The sequence below is a fragment of the Mycobacterium sp. E2479 genome, from assembly GCF_001667925.1.
Taxonomy (GTDB): Bacteria; Actinomycetota; Actinomycetes; order Mycobacteriales; family Mycobacteriaceae; genus Mycobacterium.
On sequence record NZ_LZJR01000093.1, the window covers coordinates 50,642 to 65,142 of the forward strand.

Genomic DNA, 14,501 nt, shown 5'->3' on the forward strand with positions numbered 1-14,501 from the left:
GCGAGCAAGGGATCCTATCGACATGACTGCACCAGAGGCTGATCTGTCCGGATGGTCGGCGGCATCGTTCAGCGGCGGCGGCTACACCCATGACGTCTACCGCAAGGGCAGCGGCCCCGGGGTGGTGCTCATTCCCGAGATTCCCGGAATCCATCCCGGCGTGCTCGCCCTGGGGAATCACCTGGTGGACAACGGCTTCACCGTCGCCATGCCGTCGCTGTTCGGCGAGCCGGGCAAGGCCAAGACGGCGGGCTACATTGCCGGTACCATCGGGCGGGCCTGTGTGGCACGGGAATTCGCCGCTTTTGCGCTGAACAAGGAGCGGCCCGTTGCGCTGTTTCTGCGCGCGCTGGCCCGTGATCTCAACGCATCGACACCGGGCAAGGGTGTCGGCGTGATCGGCCAGTGCTTCACCGGCGGGTTCGCTCTGGCCGCCGCGGTCGACGACAGCGTGCTGGCGCCGGTGCTTTCGCAGCCGTCGGTCCCGTTTCCGCTGGGCGCCGCGCGGCGCCGCGACCCCGGCCTGAGCGAAGCAGAACTGGCCACCGTGGCCGATCGGTGCACCAACGATGGCCTGTGCGCCATGGGCTTGCGGTTCAGCGAGGACAAAGCGGTGCCGCGCGAGCGGTTCGTGACGCTCAAGGAGCGCCTGGGCGACGCCTTCGAGGTGATCGACATCGATTCGGGGCCCGGCAATCAACACGGCTTCAGCAAGATGGCGCACTCGGTGCTCACCGACGAGATTCGCGAAGTCGACGGGCATCCCGCCTTCGAAGCCCGCAAGCGTGTGGTCGAGTTCCTCACGCAACGCCTTTTCTAGGTTCCTCGGGAGACTTTGCGGCGCATGGCAATTGACGATCTGGTGGTCGAAACCAACTATGGCCCGGCCCGAGGCGTCGAAGCCGACGGCGTCAAGGCGTGGAAGGGCCTTCGGTACGCGGCCGCGCCCACCGGCGAGCTGCGGTTCCGGGCCCCCCAACCGCCCGCGCGCTGCACCGAGGTTGTCGACGCCACCGCTTTCGGGCCGGCCTGCCCGCAACCGGTATTTCCCAATCTGCCGTTGGATTTGGGCGCGCCGCAGGGCGAAGATTGCCTGCGGCTCAATGTCTGGGCGTCTTCTGACACGAAACCGGGTGACGGCAAACCGGTGATGGTGTGGGTGCACGGCGGCGCCTATGTCCTGGGGTCGAGCAGCCAGACGCTCTATGACGGCCGCAGACTTGTCCGCCGCGGCGAGGTCGTCGTGGTCACCGTCAACTATCGGCTCGGGGTGCTTGGCTTTCTCGACCTGTCTGGGTTCGACACCGCGGGACGGCGCTTCGACTCGAACGTGGGCCTGCGTGACGTGCTGGCGGCCCTGGAGTGGGTGCGCGACAACGTCGCTGCCTTCGGTGGCGATCCGCGGCGCGTCACGCTGTTCGGCGAGTCCGCCGGGGCCGGCATCGTCACCACGCTGCTGGCCAGCCCGGCGGCCGAAGGTCTGTTCGCTGGGGCGATTGCGCAAAGCTCGCCGGCCACTTCGGTGTACGACCGCGAACGTGCGGGACGCGTGGCGCGGGCATTCCTCGACCGGCTCGGAATCGCTGCATCGGAATCTCAACGGTTGCTTGATATCCCGATGGGGACGCTGCTGGCGGCGTCGCAGCGGGTGTTCGACGAAGTGCCGGTGCGTAACCCGGGAACGCTGGCGTTCGTCCCGATCGTCGACGGCGACGTGCTGACCGACTACCCGGTCAAGCTTGCGCAAGCGGGCCGCTCGCAGCCGATTCCGTTGATCATCGGCACCAACAAGCACGAGGCAATGCTCTTCCGGTTGCTGAGGTCGCCGTTGATGCCGATCACTCCGAGAGCGATCACGTCGTTATTCGATCAGATTGCCGCCGAACAACCCGATCTGCAGTTGCCCACCGAAGAGGAGATCGTCTCGACGTATTCGAGATTGCGGCGCAGGGCACGGAGTTTGAGCATCGCGACCGACGTCGGCTTCCGGATGCCGTCGGTGTGGCTCGCCGAGGGGCACGCCCGGGTGGCGCCGGTGTATCTGTACCGGTTCGATTACGCCACCCCACTGCTGAAGCTGACGATGGTCCGCGCCGCGCATGCCACCGAATTGCCCTACGTCTGGGGCAATCTCGGTGCGCCCAAGGATCCCACGCTGATGCTGGGCGGCGCCAAGGCCGCCAAGGAGGTGTCCAAGAGGGTGCGGACCCGATGGATCAACTTCGCCGCGCATGCCACGCCCTCGGGCCTGCCCGGTGAGCCGGAATGGACGCCCTATACGGAGAACGACCGTTCCTGTCTGATCATCGATCGCCGTGACGCGCTCGCGCACGATGTCGACGCCAACATCCGTGCGGCCTGGGGCAGCGAGGTGGTGAGCTTTCGCTAGGCGACCGGCATCACTGCCGTCCGCCGGCCGGTGCGGCGGATGCCTTGTCCGCCAGGGCTAGTCGCTTCATATCATGGAACATCTCGACGTAGTACGACAGGCATTCCGACAGTGCCTGCTCGGTGGTGAACAGGGGCTGATACCCGAGATCGCGGGTTGCTTTCGCGATCGAGAAGAAATTGTCCAGATACAACCGCTCGACGGCGAGCGGTTCGAGCAGCGGCGCCGGTATCCCGAACCGAAAATGCAGCCGCTGCCAACCCGTCATCGCCGCGCGCACGATCGGGCCGTTGACCCGGACCCGCGGCCACTTCTCCCCACAGGCCTCGACCACCGGCCTGGCGAACTCGAACATGTTGATCGGCTCGGCATCGTTGATGAAGTAGGCCTGGCCCGGCGCCGTGCCGCCGGGGGTCAGGTGTTGCGCCGCCAGGATGAAACCGTGAATGAGGTTGTGCACGTAGGAGTTGTCCAACCGGGCCGATTTGCGTCCGATCAGCACCTTGACGTGGTCGGCGATCACGCTTTCGAACAACTTGCGGAACATGGTTTGATCGCCGCGACCCCAAATGCCACTGGGCCGAACCGCACACGTCAAGAGGCCCTCAACACCGTTCTGGCCCAGGACGAATCGCTCGGCGATCACTTTGGTCTCGGTGTACAGGTCGTTGAACCGGTTGGTGTAGGGCAGCGTCTCGTCGCCGCCGGCGATGTTCTGGCCGCCCATGACGACGCTGTTGGACGAGGTGTAGACGAAGCGCTGCACCCCGGCGGCCTGCGCGGCCCGGACCAGGTTCTCGGTGCCCCCGACGTTGACCCCGAAGCTGCGCTGCCGATACTCGTCGGTCACCGACGCACCGCCCATCAGGTCGATGATCGCCGCGGTATGGAAGACGGTGTCGATGCCATCGACCGCTTGGGCGCACACGGTCGTGTCGGTGATGTCACCCTGCAGCACCTCAAGCTGCGGATGCGGTGGCAGCGGGGAGGGTGCACGGTCGAAGGAGCGGACCTCGTGTCCGCGGTCGAGCAAAGTGGACACCAGGTTGGCGCCGACGAATCCGGAGCCCCCGGTGACCAGGACGCGGCCGAGTTCGGCCGTCAGTGATGCATCACCCATGGCCGAAAGCATAACTGAAACGTGTTCCAGTTCGGAAAAAAATTTTCAGCCAGGTCCTGGGCTACTCCGAATTCATGCGTCCTCGGCTTCGCCCGCCGCCAGCGTATCCTCGATTCTCTTCCGAGCGCCAGCTAAGTGCTCTTCGCACCGTTTAGCCAGTTGCTCGCCTCTTTCCCACAGTTTCAGCGACTCGTCGAGGTCTAAGCCGCCCTGCTCCAGTATTCGGACGACTTCGATCAGTTCGTCCCGGCACGCTTCGTAAGCCAGGTGACTAATAGGTGTAATAGAGTCATCGTCTTTTGGGGTGGTGAGGTCGTCCCCGTCGTTGGTTTTACGTGCCATCGGTTAGTCCCTCGCTCACCGCGGCCACGGCGCCGTCGGCCACCCGGACCCGTAACCGCGTGCCCGCCGGCGCGTCGTCGACGGAACGGAGCACGCGGTTGTTCGGCCCTATGGCTTGCACGACGGCGTAACCGCGGGCCAGTGTGGCCGCCGGACCCAATGTCGCCAACCGTGCGCGCAGGTGGCCGACACGTTCGGTCTCGGTGGCGGCCAGCCGGGTGATGTCGCGGCGAATCGCCGATCGGGCGCGGTGAACCTCCTCGGCGCGCGCCATCAAAGCCGCTAGCGGCTCCGCCAGCACCGGCCGGCTTCGTATCTGGGCCAGCGCTCGTTGCTCGCGCGAAACCCAGTTGCGCAACGCCTGCGCGCTGCGCCGGCGCAGGTCGTCGATCAGCCGCTGTTCGGCGGCGGTATCGGGCACCACCTTCTTCGCCGCGTCGGTGGGAGTGGCCGCGCGCAAATCGGCGACGAGATCGCACAGCGGGTTGTCAGGTTCGTGGCCGACCGCACTGATCACCGGGGTGAGGCATGCCGCGATGGCCCGGCACAGCGTCTCGTCGGAGAACGGCAGCAGGTCCTCTACGCTGCCGCCGCCGCGGGCGATCACGATGACATCGACCTCGGCGTCGCGATCGAGTTCCCTTAGCGCCTCGACGATCTGGGCGACGGCACCTGCGCCCTGGACCGCGGTGTTGCGCACCGCGAAGCGAACCCCGGACCAGCGCGCGGCCGCCACGGTCGTCACGTCGCGTTCGGCGGCGCTGGCCCGGCCGGTGATCAAACCTATTCTGTTGGGCAAGAACGGGATCGGTCGCTTGAGTCGAGGATCGAAAAGCCCCTCGGCATCCAGCAGCCGGCGCAGCCGATCGATGCGGGCCAGCAGCTCGCCCACCCCGACGGCACGAATCTCGGTGAGACGCAACGAGAATGTGCCACGGCCCGTGTAGAAAGACGGCTTGCCGCGCACCACCACCTGCGTGCCTTCGGCCAGCTTGACCGGCGCGTCGAGCACCAGATCGCGGGGGCATGTCACGGTCAGCGACATGTCGGCGGCCGGGTCACGCAGCACCATGAACACGGTTTTGGAGTCTGGTCGCATCGAGATTTGGGCAAGCTGGCCCTCGACCCACACGGTGCCGAGCTTGTCGATCCAGCCCGCGACCCGGATGGCCACCGCGCGCACCGGAAACGGGTTCTCGGCGGAATTCGGTTCGGGGGTAACGGCCGGGGTCACTTCGCGTTCGCGCGGGTGATCCTGTTGGCGAGCAGCGTCTGGAACGGTGCACGGCCCTTGGTGGCCTGCTCGTAGGCCAGCAGGGCTTCAAGGTCGTCCACACTCAGCGATTGCAGACGGGCCCGCAGCTGCGCCAACGTCAGCGACGCGTAGTCCAGCTCGGTGACCACCTCGGGTTGCGGAACCGAGGCGTTGCCGGCCGGCTTCTTTGACTGACGGGCGGACTTGGTCAGGGCGCTTGCGTCTTCGTGCGCGTCGGCCACCGAGTACAGCGCGAACCGGCCCTCGGCCCTGCGCTCGCCCTCGCCGCCGTCCTGCACCGGGCTGTAGGCGCCGTCGATCGCGTCGTTCACGTCCTCGTCGAAGGTCGCCCATTCCGGCTTCTCGTCCCGCGGCGGGAAGATCGATTCGAGGGTGCTGTCGCCCTTGATCGCCAGCTCGGCGAGGTTCTGCTGAAAGCGCATGACGATGTGCGCCGCCTGGCTGGCCAGTGTCATCGGGTACATCAGGATGGTTTTCGGCAGCCTGATGGTCTCCTCAACAGCGACTGTTGCCGCGCCGACCAGCAGCCGAACTCCATACGGTGCAGTGCCCATGGGTCCAAGATTGCCCTAAGCGGCGGCTAACTCCAAGCCCACCGGCGCGAGCTGGCAACCCTGTGTCGGCAGTCAGTACCCTGGACGACATGCCGCCGACTATCGACATGGGGATTCCCGGCCGTGTGGGAGGACCAGCGGGATCGGTAGCCAGCGACCCAGGCCGTAAGCGAGTGCTCTTGGCCGAACCGCGTGGGTACTGCGCGGGCGTGGACAGGGCGGTGGAGACCGTGGAACGCGCGCTGGAGAAGCACGGTCCGCCGGTCTACGTGCGTCACGAGATCGTGCACAACCGCCACGTCGTCACCACCTTGGAGAAGGCCGGCGCCGTGTTCGTCGAGGAGACCGACCAGGTCCCCGAGGGGGCCATCGTGGTGTTCTCCGCGCATGGTGTGGCCCCCACCGTGCACGCGGCGGCCGCCGACCGGAACCTGCACACCATCGACGCGACCTGTCCCCTGGTGACCAAGGTTCACAACGAGGCCAGGCGGTTCGCCCGCAACGACTATGACATCCTGCTCATCGGCCACGAGGGCCACGAGGAGGTCGTGGGCACCGCCGGGGAGGCGCCCGACCATGTGCAGCTGGTCGATGGGGTCGCCGCCGTGGACGACGTGACGGTGCGCGACGAGAACAAGGTGGTGTGGCTCTCGCAGACGACTCTGTCGGTCGACGAGACCATGGAGATCGTCGAGCGGCTGCGACAACGGTTCCCCAAGCTGCAGGATCCGCCCAGCGACGATATTTGCTACGCGACCCAGAACCGGCAGGTCGCGGTCAAGGCGATGGCACCGGAGTGTGAGCTGGTGATCGTCGTCGGGTCCCGCAACTCATCGAACTCGGTGCGGCTAGTCGAGGTGGCGCTGGGTGGTGGGGCCGCGGCCGCCCACCTGGTCGACTGGGCCGACGACATCGACCCGGCGTGGCTGGAAGGCGTCACCACGGTGGGCGTCACCTCGGGCGCATCCGTGCCCGAGGTCCTGGTGGAGGGCGTGCTGGCGCGCCTAGCCGAGTGCGGCTTCGACGTCGTGCAGCCGGTCACGACCGCGCAGGAGACCCTGGTGTTCGCGCTGCCGCGCGAGATCCGGTCGGTTCGCTGAGCGCGCAGCGCCTCAGACGTCGTACTCCCAAGAATCCGCCGGCGACCATCCGGGTGTCCGTGAGCGGCTGCGGCGCTCGGTGTGCGGCTCGCGCGGCGGCTCTTGCGGGCCCGCGTCGCGGTAGCGGACCTGGGAGATGGGGTGATGGGTCCCGTTGGAGCCGCTTGACGGGGGCCGCCGGCGCCTCGGCTCATAGGGCGGCTCGTTCGGCTCGCGGCGGTCGTAGCGGCTCCCGTAATTCGTGCCGCTAGGCGGGTCATACCGGTCGCCGTAGGGCTCGAAACCATCGAAACGGCTGCTCCGCGGTGTGGGCCGCTCGTAGGGATTGCGACGCGTGCGCGGTTCGCGACGAGCTTCCCGGGACGATTGGCCACGCGGATCGGGATCGGCATCCGGGCGGGGCCTGCGGCGCGACCGCCGGGGCGGCTCGGTGGCGTCGTAATCGCGCGCCGACGCGGCGCTGCGCCGGGTGCTGCGCCGCGGACGCTCGGGCCGCTCGGGCGGTCCGGACGCCTCGGTCAAAGACTCGCGTGCATGCCGGGAGCGGCTGCGGGCCGAACGCGTGGCGGAGTGAGTGGTGCGTGTCGTGCGGCGGGTTCTCGACGAGGAGCCCGACGTGCGGCCGCGGCGGGAACCGGCACTGTCGTCGGCGTCGGACGCGTCGGCGTCGGACTGCAGCACCGATTGCGCTTTGGCGACGATGCCGTTGAAGAAGGACTTGACGTCGACACTGGCGGCCCCCGGCGTGGCCTCGGACGCGTTCGCCGCGGTGCCTTTTTTGTAAGCGTTTCCGAAATACCAGCGCGCCAGCCCGATCGCCAGCACGCCGCCGGCAGTCCCCAGCATCAGCGGGAAGCGCTCGATCAGCGGGTAGCCGCAGTTGATCAGCAGGTCTTTGAGGCGGCCGACCTTGGCGTCGTGGAACAACCAATAGGCGCCCGGGACCGCCGCGAAGAGGATCAGGGGCGGCTGGATGATCGTGGTGAAGATGCCGTCCTGGCGCACCGCCAGCACGGCCGCCACGCAGCCGACGATATAGAAGCCGGCGAAGACATGGGTCAGTTCCTTGTGACCAGCGTCGATTCCGTAGCCGATAGCAGTTGCGGTCACGGCGATAAGCAGCGCGGCGTACCAGGGGACGCCTGGGATATTTGGGTGGATCGAACGGTGGGCACCCTCCACCGTCGAACTTGCCCGCTGTGCTGACACATGTAGACCGTACCGGGAATGGGCCGAAAGGCCCGTAAATACCTCGTAGGGATAGTGGGCGCGCCATGCCGGGGCGCACGGTCGGCGATGACGAATGGTCCGCGGCGCCGCCGGCCGCCAAGACCCCTAGACTTGGTTTCCCGTGAGCCTGAGCCTGGGAATAGTGGGTTTGCCCAACGTCGGCAAGTCGACCTTGTTCAACGCGCTGACCCGCAACAACGTGGTGGCGGCCAACTATCCGTTCGCGACAATCGAGCCCAACGAGGGCGTCGTGCCGCTGCCCGATCCCCGGCTCGACAAGCTGGCGGAGATGTTCGGTTCCGAGAAGATCGTGCCGGCGCCGGTGACGTTCGTCGACATCGCCGGCATCGTGAAAGGTGCCTCCGAGGGCGCCGGGCTGGGCAACAAGTTCCTGGCCAACATCCGCGAGTGTGACGCGATCTGCCAAGTGGTGCGGGTCTTCTCCGACGACGACGTCGTGCACGTCGATGGCAAGGTCGACCCGGCTTCCGATATCGAGGTGATCGAGACCGAGTTGATCCTGGCGGACATGCAGACCTTGGAGAGGGCCGTCCCGCGGCTGGAGAAAGAGGCCCGCAACATTAAGGACCGCAAGCCCGTACACGAGGCGGCCCTCGCCGCCGAGGCGGTGCTGAACTCGGGTAAGACGCTCTTCGCGGCCGGTGCCGATGTGTCACTACTGCGCGAGCTGAACTTGATGACTACCAAGCCGTTTCTCTACGTGTTCAATGCTGACGAATCCGTGCTGACCGACGATGCCCGCAAGGCCGAGCTGTCCGCGATGGTCGCACCAGCCGACGCGGTGTTCCTCGACGCGAAGATCGAGGCCGAACTGCAGGAGCTGGACGACCTGTCGGCTGCCGAGCTGCTGGAGTCCATCGGCCAAACCGAGCGTGGGCTAGATGCGTTGGCGCGGGCCGGTTTTCATACACTCAAGCTGCAGACCTATCTAACGGCGGGCCCAAAAGAGGCGCGCGCGTGGGTGATTCACCAGGGCGACACCGCACCAAAGGCCGCCGGGGTGATCCACACCGATTTCGAAAAGGGCTTTATCAAGGCCGAAATCGTTTCCTACGACGACCTGGTGGCCGCGGGCTCGATGGCGGCGGCCAAGGCCGCCGGCAAGGTCCGCATGGAGGGTAAGGATTACGTCATGGCCGACGGCGACGTGGTGGAGTTTCGTTTCAACGTCTAGGCCCATCAAAGTCGGGCGGTCCCTTTCGATCGAAGCCGAAAGTCGCCCTCGATCGAGGTCCCGCACTCGGTCGCGACGTTTCACGCGACGGCGTGAGCGATCAGCAGGTGCGATGCGTTGGCGTCTTCACTGATCTGACGGTGCTCGACTGTAAGGCCGGTGCTGCGCAGCGTGTCGATCACGTCTGGCACCGGACGGAGGTGAAAGCCGTGTCCCGTGAATGGTAGTTTTGCCATCACATTGGGGTCGGCCAGTCCGATGACGAGTCGACCCCGGCTGTTTAACACCCTGGCAAGCTCCGTGAACGCCTTGTCGAGCTCCGCGACGAAGTAGATGGTATTGACCGTAAGGACGCCGTCCAATGCCCCATCGGGGAACGGCAACTGCGTCATGGACCCGGAATACAACGACAGCCGCCCGGTTGCGATGTCGCGGCGGTAGCGCCATGCGGCCTGGCTGAGCATCGTCTCCGACACCTCGACACCATGAACACTGCCCGACGGACCGACACTGTCAAGCAGGAATTTCAGCCCCACTGCGCCACCGAATCCGACATCGGCCACCGCCGATGCTTCACTGGGTTGTAGCGCCCGCGCGGCGGCGCTCACGAAGCGCCGGTTACCCCGATTGAGCGCCGCGCCAACCAGCCGGCCGCGCAAGCCACTCGGATGACCGAGCTGTTTAGCAATACCCGCCATGACCGCGTCCCGGACCCCCACCTCACGACCGTAGAGCACGGATGCTGATGCGGCCCGGCTTTCTAGATGAAGTGGCGGGAGGGTCGGCGACGAGGATGTCCGGTTGGCGGAAGAATATCGTCTATCGTCTCGTGCGTGTGCAGCCAGCAAACGAAGCGCACTCCCGGTAAACGAAAGGGCGACGTTGCCAAGGGATCGTGCCATCGTCTCGACGGCGTAGCTTTGAGTGTGGCAACGGGCTCGCAGGATTGGTTGAAGCCCGTCAAACGCAAGCCGATCTACCCGAGACGCTGCTAGCCAGCGCCCCAGCGGACACTTCCGCCGACAAACGAATCAGTATCGCTTGAGCAATAGGCGTGCCGGCATCCAGACCCTGAAGGGAAGGTCCTGTGGCTGAGGACGCCGATACGTGGCGTCGGGCGATAGCTCAACGCGAGCAATTGCTCAACGTTCTCGCATTCGAGTGCATCGTTTCCGGATTACTCAGGGCGACCGCCGAAGACTTATCGTTCGCTGCGATCCGGTCATCCCTTCGAGCAAGATTGCTGCAACGGCAACTCGGGGGAGTTCCGAAGCAAACGCATAAGAGCAGCCGTGCTGACGGGTCGATGCCGGGGATGGGTGACCGCGCTGAAGCGCCACCAAAAGACCATCCAGTCGAGTCTCTCCCGGTCCCGGCCGCTGGCGACAGCGATGCGGTGCAGTCCGTCGATAACCTGGAAAACCGCCTCAAGGCGCGACAGAGCAAGACGGTCCGTGCACTACTCTTCGCGGCCGACGCGCACAACCGGGCCGCCAAAGTTCACGAGCAAGCGGCTCGCCTGGGGATAGGAGACGCGGCAGCACATCGACAAGCAGCCGACCGACATCGCGCCGCTCAAGCCGAGGCCATCCGCCGCCGCTGGGTGTATCTCACGGCCGCCACCCAAGATCTGATAAGTGATGGCAGCGCCCAGGCATCGCCCACTGACGACGCGGCCTAAGCAGACCGGCCGGCCGACGAACTGGCCGCGGTAGAACTCTTCTCGGGCGCCCTTGTCGGTGGCGGTATTTAGCATTCGGTGCTCAGACACCGAGGAGATCGCATGAAGTTCATTTCGACCCGAATCATCACGTCCGACGTCAGGCGGCTCGTCGGCTTCTACGAGATGGTCACCGGAATCTCTGCGGCGTGGGGAAACGAGTTGTTCGCCGAGATCCCCACCCCGGTCGGCACACTGGCAATCGGCAGCGACGAGACCGACCGTCCCGCTGTTTGGAGACGGCTCCGCCGAAGCGGCAGCCAACCGAAGCGCCATCTTGGAGTTCATCGTCGAGGACGTGGACGCCGAATACGAGCGGCTCCGCCAACACGTGGGCGAAGTGGTGACGCCGCCGACGACGATGCCCTGGGGGAACCGCGCGTTGTTGTTCCGGGATCCGGATGGCAACCTGGTCAACCTGTTCACTCCGGTGACCAAAGAGGCGCGGGCCAAGTTCGGCGTGTGACGGCGCGGCGACGTCCAATCCGAATTGCTACTTGCCGGGATCATCGGCGAGGGAAATTCTTAGGAGATGGCGACTGGAAAGCGGGCGGTGCGGTGGTCAACGAGCGCGATGGTGCGCGGCGCGCTGGCGCTCTCTGCTCTCGGTCTAACCGGCGGCGTCGTCGCACAAGCGGCCCCGGCCCTGCCGCCTACCGGTCACTGGTGCCCGGGTGACCCGTGGAACCCGGCGTGGGGGAAAGTCTCGGACTGGGATTGGAATCAGTGCCACGACTGGCAACACCCGGGCGGCCCGTCCGGCCCGGCGGGGTGGGGGCCCTGGGGACCTCCGCCGGCATGGGCTCCGCCGCAGCCACCACAACCGGCCTGGGCGCCAGGGGCGCAAATGATGTGGAATCCGACCGGCGCCGGTAACTGGGGAATCTGGAACAACGGAGTATGGACTCCGATCTGACCGAAGATCGGTGATTCCCAGCAACTAGGCAGCGAACAGCGGCCTTTGACGGGTCGAAAGGGCTGGCCGCCCCGCGCTAGGGTGAGCTGTGGCCGCCGAGGACCGCCCCGAATCGTTCGCTGGGCTGGAACGGCAGGCTCGCGCGCTCGATCAGCGGGAAGAAGCGCTCGCCCACCACGAGGCCGACCTCAGGCGACGCGAATTCCAGGCGGGCAGAAGAGATCGGATCGCTGACCAGCGCGACCAAATTGCAGACGACCGCGAACGGGCGGCCGACGACCGAGAGAAGCGCGCGGACGAACGCGAGGGCACGGCCGCGGAGCGCGAACGTGAGCGGCTGCGCCGCGCGGACGAACGGGGAAAGCGTCTGCGGGCCCGCGCGAAGCGGGAGCAGGCCGACGTCGACCGTGAGACGGCGCGAAGCGAACGTGGGAGCGACCCCGCTTAGTCGGGTAACCGCTGGGCAGCGCTCCCGGAGAGCGACAATCTCCGGCATCGCTGAAGCGCGTGTATGCTGCCGCGGAAAATATATCGATGCGTAATCAGTTTGCTTCATGTGCGGCGCAAATCATTGGCTGCCAGGAGAATGACGTGCGCCACAAATTTTGGTTCGCGATAATTGGTATTGCTAACCTCGCTGCCCATGGTCGTTATTGCAACATTGATGTCGTTGATCAGCCAGGTCTCCGGCACGCCGTATATTTCCGGTGGAGATTCTCCCGCCGGTACCGATTGTTCGGGTCTTGCGTCGTGGATTGCGAATGCAGCGACTGACAGGCCCGTTTTTGGTAGTCGATTCAACACAGGAAACGAAGAGGGTGCATTGCTGGCGCGCGGCTTCCAATACGGAACCGCCCCCAATGCAGTAGTCATCGGTTGGAACGGTGGCCACACCGCGGTGACACTGCCGGATGGAACTTCTGTCTCCAGCGGAGAGCGTGGCGGAGTGCACATCGGTGGTGCGGGTGCCTACCAGGCCGGATTCACTCACCACATGTTCCTTCCGGTGGCACCGGACGAAGGCGGGCCGCCCCCGCCGGATGCGCCGCCTCCGCTGGCGCCGGATGCTCCGCCGCCCCCGCCGGATGCTCCGCCGCCCCCGCCGGATGCTCCGTCGCCGCCGGCGCCGGACCTCCCGCCGCCACCGCCGGCCGTTTTGATCGACGCTCAGGCTCCTGCGGACCCGCCTGCGCCGGGCGTCTGACATACCTTTATTCCGTCAGTGCTGGGAATTGCGAATCTGTAACAAACAGAGCGCGGACTGCACGCAAGAATGGAAAGGTTTTTCTGTGCTGTGGGTCGCGCCGATCCCGACATTCCGCGGAATAGTGAGATACCGCCGCAGACCACTAGATTGTGAGCTACATCACTAACGCGGGAATTATGGTACGGCCTAAGTGTGCCTATGCGTCATTTTGTGACGCATAGGCACACTTTGCTCTAACCTTTACCCAAGCAAACTACGTCCGGCGTGCTGGCCGCTGGAGGCTGCCGCGGCGCCCACCGCGGGCCGGATAGGCTGGCGCTGCCCGCCGAGATCGGGCGGGCGTAACTTAAGCAGCGAACCGAGGCGGGGGCGCAATGATCTTCATCGTCGTCAAGTTCGAGACCAAACCCGAGTGGAGCGACCGCTGGCAAGAACTCGTCGCATCGTTCACCGCGGCGACCCGCGCCGAGGAAGGAAACCTGTGGTTCGAGTGGGCGCGCAGCCTGGACAATCCGGCTGAGTACGTCTTGGTAGAAGCGTTCCGCGACGATGAGGCGGGCGGCATCCACGTCAACAGCGACCATTTCAAGCGGGCGATGCAAGAGCTTCCGCAGGCGCTGAAGTCCACGCCCAAGATCATCAACCAGACCATCGATGCCACGGGCTGGTCGGAGATGGGCGAATTGGCGATTTACTAGCCCTCGGCTAGCCGATCGCAATCTCGATCTCGTCGCCCAGGGCGTAGCCCGGTGTCAGCGGAAGCTTGTCACCGCTCCAGAACGATCCCGGGTCGAAGTAGTTGTAGTACTTCTCCGTGGTGAGCAAACCCATCTCCTCGTAGGTGATTGCCACCGTCTCCGCGCAGTACGCCGCTTCCAGGCCGAGTCGCTGGCGCTCTTTGCGTCGCTCCGTCGACTCGCGAACTTTCGTGTCCACCAAGGGGATTCCTCGCAACCAGTCGTAGGCGTTCGGCAGCCGGCCACGCAGCCACCGGCCGGTCAGGCGCATGGTGGTGGGGAACGCGGTGCCGTCCATCCGGGCGATGACGCGCAGCAGCTTGTTTTCTTGCTCGCGATTGGCCGGTGGAGTGAGCTGGCGTAGCCAGCACCGCTGATGGTAGCGCTGTGACCAATGCAACACGGATTGCGCAAGATCGTTGAGTTGCACGCCACGATGATTCGTTCCCGTCCACAGATCGATAAGCTTGTCACCCAGTTCGGCGTGCCAGATCAACGGCGGCAAGTCGTCGATCGCCACGGTCATGCCGACGTGGTTCACCGGGCTGTTGGTCAACGTTTGGATGGCGCGGTCGGGTCCGGAACCCCCGCGAAACAGCCACAGATCACCGGTCCGGGTCTCTTCGAGCGCTTGGTTCAAGGTGAGCATCGTCGTGTAAGTCCGTTCGCCGCTGCCGCTTTCGCCGATGTTCGTCGCCAATATGACCCCGGCGGT

Annotated in this window: 16 protein-coding genes and 1 pseudogene; 10 read left to right on the forward strand and 7 right to left on the reverse strand. The window is 65.6% G+C overall.

Features of this window, described 5'->3' with window-relative positions:
- Nucleotides 1-22 precede the first annotated feature (22 nt).
- Nucleotides 23-820 carry a dienelactone hydrolase family protein gene (locus A5686_RS14130; protein ID WP_067935069.1) on the forward strand — a complete coding sequence of 266 codons (798 nt, stop codon included), beginning with the start codon at nt 23-25 and terminating at the stop codon, nt 818-820.
- 24 nt (nt 821-844) lie between these two features.
- Nucleotides 845-2,389, forward strand: a complete 1,545-nt coding sequence (locus tag A5686_RS14135) for a carboxylesterase/lipase family protein (RefSeq protein ID WP_067935072.1) — start codon at nt 845-847, stop codon at nt 2,387-2,389.
- Between the two features lie 10 nt (nt 2,390-2,399).
- Here A5686_RS14135 and A5686_RS14140 read toward each other — a convergent pair whose 3' ends face one another.
- From A5686_RS14140 to A5686_RS14155, 4 genes are read right to left on the reverse strand one after another with little or no spacing between them, the layout of a single operon-like run.
- Entirely contained in the window at nt 2,400-3,521 is a 1,122-nt protein-coding gene (locus tag A5686_RS14140; RefSeq protein ID WP_067935075.1) for an NAD-dependent epimerase/dehydratase family protein, read from the reverse strand.
- Between the two features lie 60 nt (nt 3,522-3,581).
- Nucleotides 3,582-3,851: an exodeoxyribonuclease VII small subunit gene (locus A5686_RS14145; protein ID WP_067935078.1), complete on the reverse strand. Its 270-nt coding sequence runs from the start codon at nt 3,849-3,851 to the stop codon at nt 3,582-3,584.
- A complete protein-coding gene (xseA, locus tag A5686_RS14150; RefSeq protein ID WP_067935081.1) occupies nt 3,841-5,085 on the reverse strand; it encodes an exodeoxyribonuclease VII large subunit in 1,245 nt (414 codons plus the stop codon). The genes A5686_RS14145 and xseA overlap by 11 nt, the downstream gene beginning before the upstream one ends.
- Nucleotides 5,082-5,681, reverse strand: a complete 600-nt coding sequence (locus tag A5686_RS14155; protein ID WP_067935083.1) for a lipid droplet-associated protein — start codon at nt 5,679-5,681, stop codon at nt 5,082-5,084. The genes xseA and A5686_RS14155 overlap by 4 nt, the downstream gene beginning before the upstream one ends.
- Nucleotides 5,682-5,770: 89 nt before the next feature.
- On the opposite strand from A5686_RS14155, the gene A5686_RS14160 reads away from it, so the two are divergent.
- Nucleotides 5,771-6,781 (forward strand): 4-hydroxy-3-methylbut-2-enyl diphosphate reductase, encoded by a 1,011-nt coding sequence (locus A5686_RS14160; protein WP_067935084.1) that lies wholly within the window; start codon nt 5,771-5,773, stop codon nt 6,779-6,781.
- A gap of 12 nt (nt 6,782-6,793) precedes the next feature.
- Here A5686_RS14160 and A5686_RS14165 read toward each other — a convergent pair whose 3' ends face one another.
- A complete protein-coding gene (locus tag A5686_RS14165) occupies nt 6,794-7,990 on the reverse strand; it encodes a DUF6542 domain-containing protein (RefSeq protein WP_197520578.1) in 1,197 nt (398 codons plus the stop codon).
- Between the two features lie 142 nt (nt 7,991-8,132).
- Here A5686_RS14165 and ychF point away from each other — a divergent pair, with 142 nt between their 5' ends.
- The gene (gene ychF, locus A5686_RS14170) at nt 8,133-9,206 is read left to right on the forward strand and encodes a redox-regulated ATPase YchF (RefSeq protein ID WP_067935085.1); all 1,074 of its coding nucleotides are present in this window, start codon (nt 8,133-8,135) and stop codon (nt 9,204-9,206) included.
- An 80-nt stretch (nt 9,207-9,286) separates the two neighbouring features.
- Here ychF and A5686_RS14175 read toward each other — a convergent pair whose 3' ends face one another.
- Entirely contained in the window at nt 9,287-9,904 is a 618-nt protein-coding gene (locus A5686_RS14175) for a methyltransferase domain-containing protein (protein ID WP_067935382.1), read from the reverse strand.
- A 389-nt stretch (nt 9,905-10,293) separates the two neighbouring features.
- Between A5686_RS14175 and A5686_RS27255 the strand changes: the two genes are divergently transcribed.
- The 6 genes and pseudogenes from A5686_RS27255 to A5686_RS14195 all read left to right on the forward strand — a co-directional run bounded on the left by A5686_RS27255 (nt 10,294) and on the right by A5686_RS14195 (nt 13,747).
- Nucleotides 10,294-10,887: a hypothetical protein gene (locus A5686_RS27255; protein ID WP_156750068.1), complete on the forward strand. Its 594-nt coding sequence runs from the start codon at nt 10,294-10,296 to the stop codon at nt 10,885-10,887.
- 102 nt (nt 10,888-10,989) lie between these two features.
- Nucleotides 10,990-11,392 (forward strand): annotated as a pseudogene (locus A5686_RS14185) (VOC family protein).
- 66 nt (nt 11,393-11,458) lie between these two features.
- Nucleotides 11,459-11,842, forward strand: coding sequence for a hypothetical protein (locus A5686_RS26660; protein ID WP_082947630.1), 384 nt, complete (start codon nt 11,459-11,461; stop codon nt 11,840-11,842).
- A gap of 88 nt (nt 11,843-11,930) precedes the next feature.
- The gene (locus A5686_RS28430) at nt 11,931-12,290 is read left to right on the forward strand and encodes a hypothetical protein (protein ID WP_082947631.1); all 360 of its coding nucleotides are present in this window, start codon (nt 11,931-11,933) and stop codon (nt 12,288-12,290) included.
- Between the two features lie 195 nt (nt 12,291-12,485).
- Nucleotides 12,486-13,046 carry a glycoside hydrolase gene (locus tag A5686_RS26670; protein ID WP_082947632.1) on the forward strand — a complete coding sequence of 187 codons (561 nt, stop codon included), beginning with the start codon at nt 12,486-12,488 and terminating at the stop codon, nt 13,044-13,046.
- 377 nt (nt 13,047-13,423) lie between these two features.
- Complete coding sequence (locus tag A5686_RS14195; RefSeq protein WP_067935096.1) at nt 13,424-13,747, forward strand: putative quinol monooxygenase; 324 nt, start codon at nt 13,424-13,426, stop codon at nt 13,745-13,747.
- Nucleotides 13,748-13,754: 7 nt separating this feature from the next.
- On the opposite strand, the gene A5686_RS14200 is transcribed toward A5686_RS14195, so the two are convergent.
- Nucleotides 13,755-14,435 carry a guanylate cyclase gene (locus A5686_RS14200; RefSeq protein ID WP_067935388.1) on the reverse strand — a complete coding sequence of 227 codons (681 nt, stop codon included), beginning with the start codon at nt 14,433-14,435 and terminating at the stop codon, nt 13,755-13,757.
- Nucleotides 14,436-14,501: the final 66 nt, after the last annotated feature.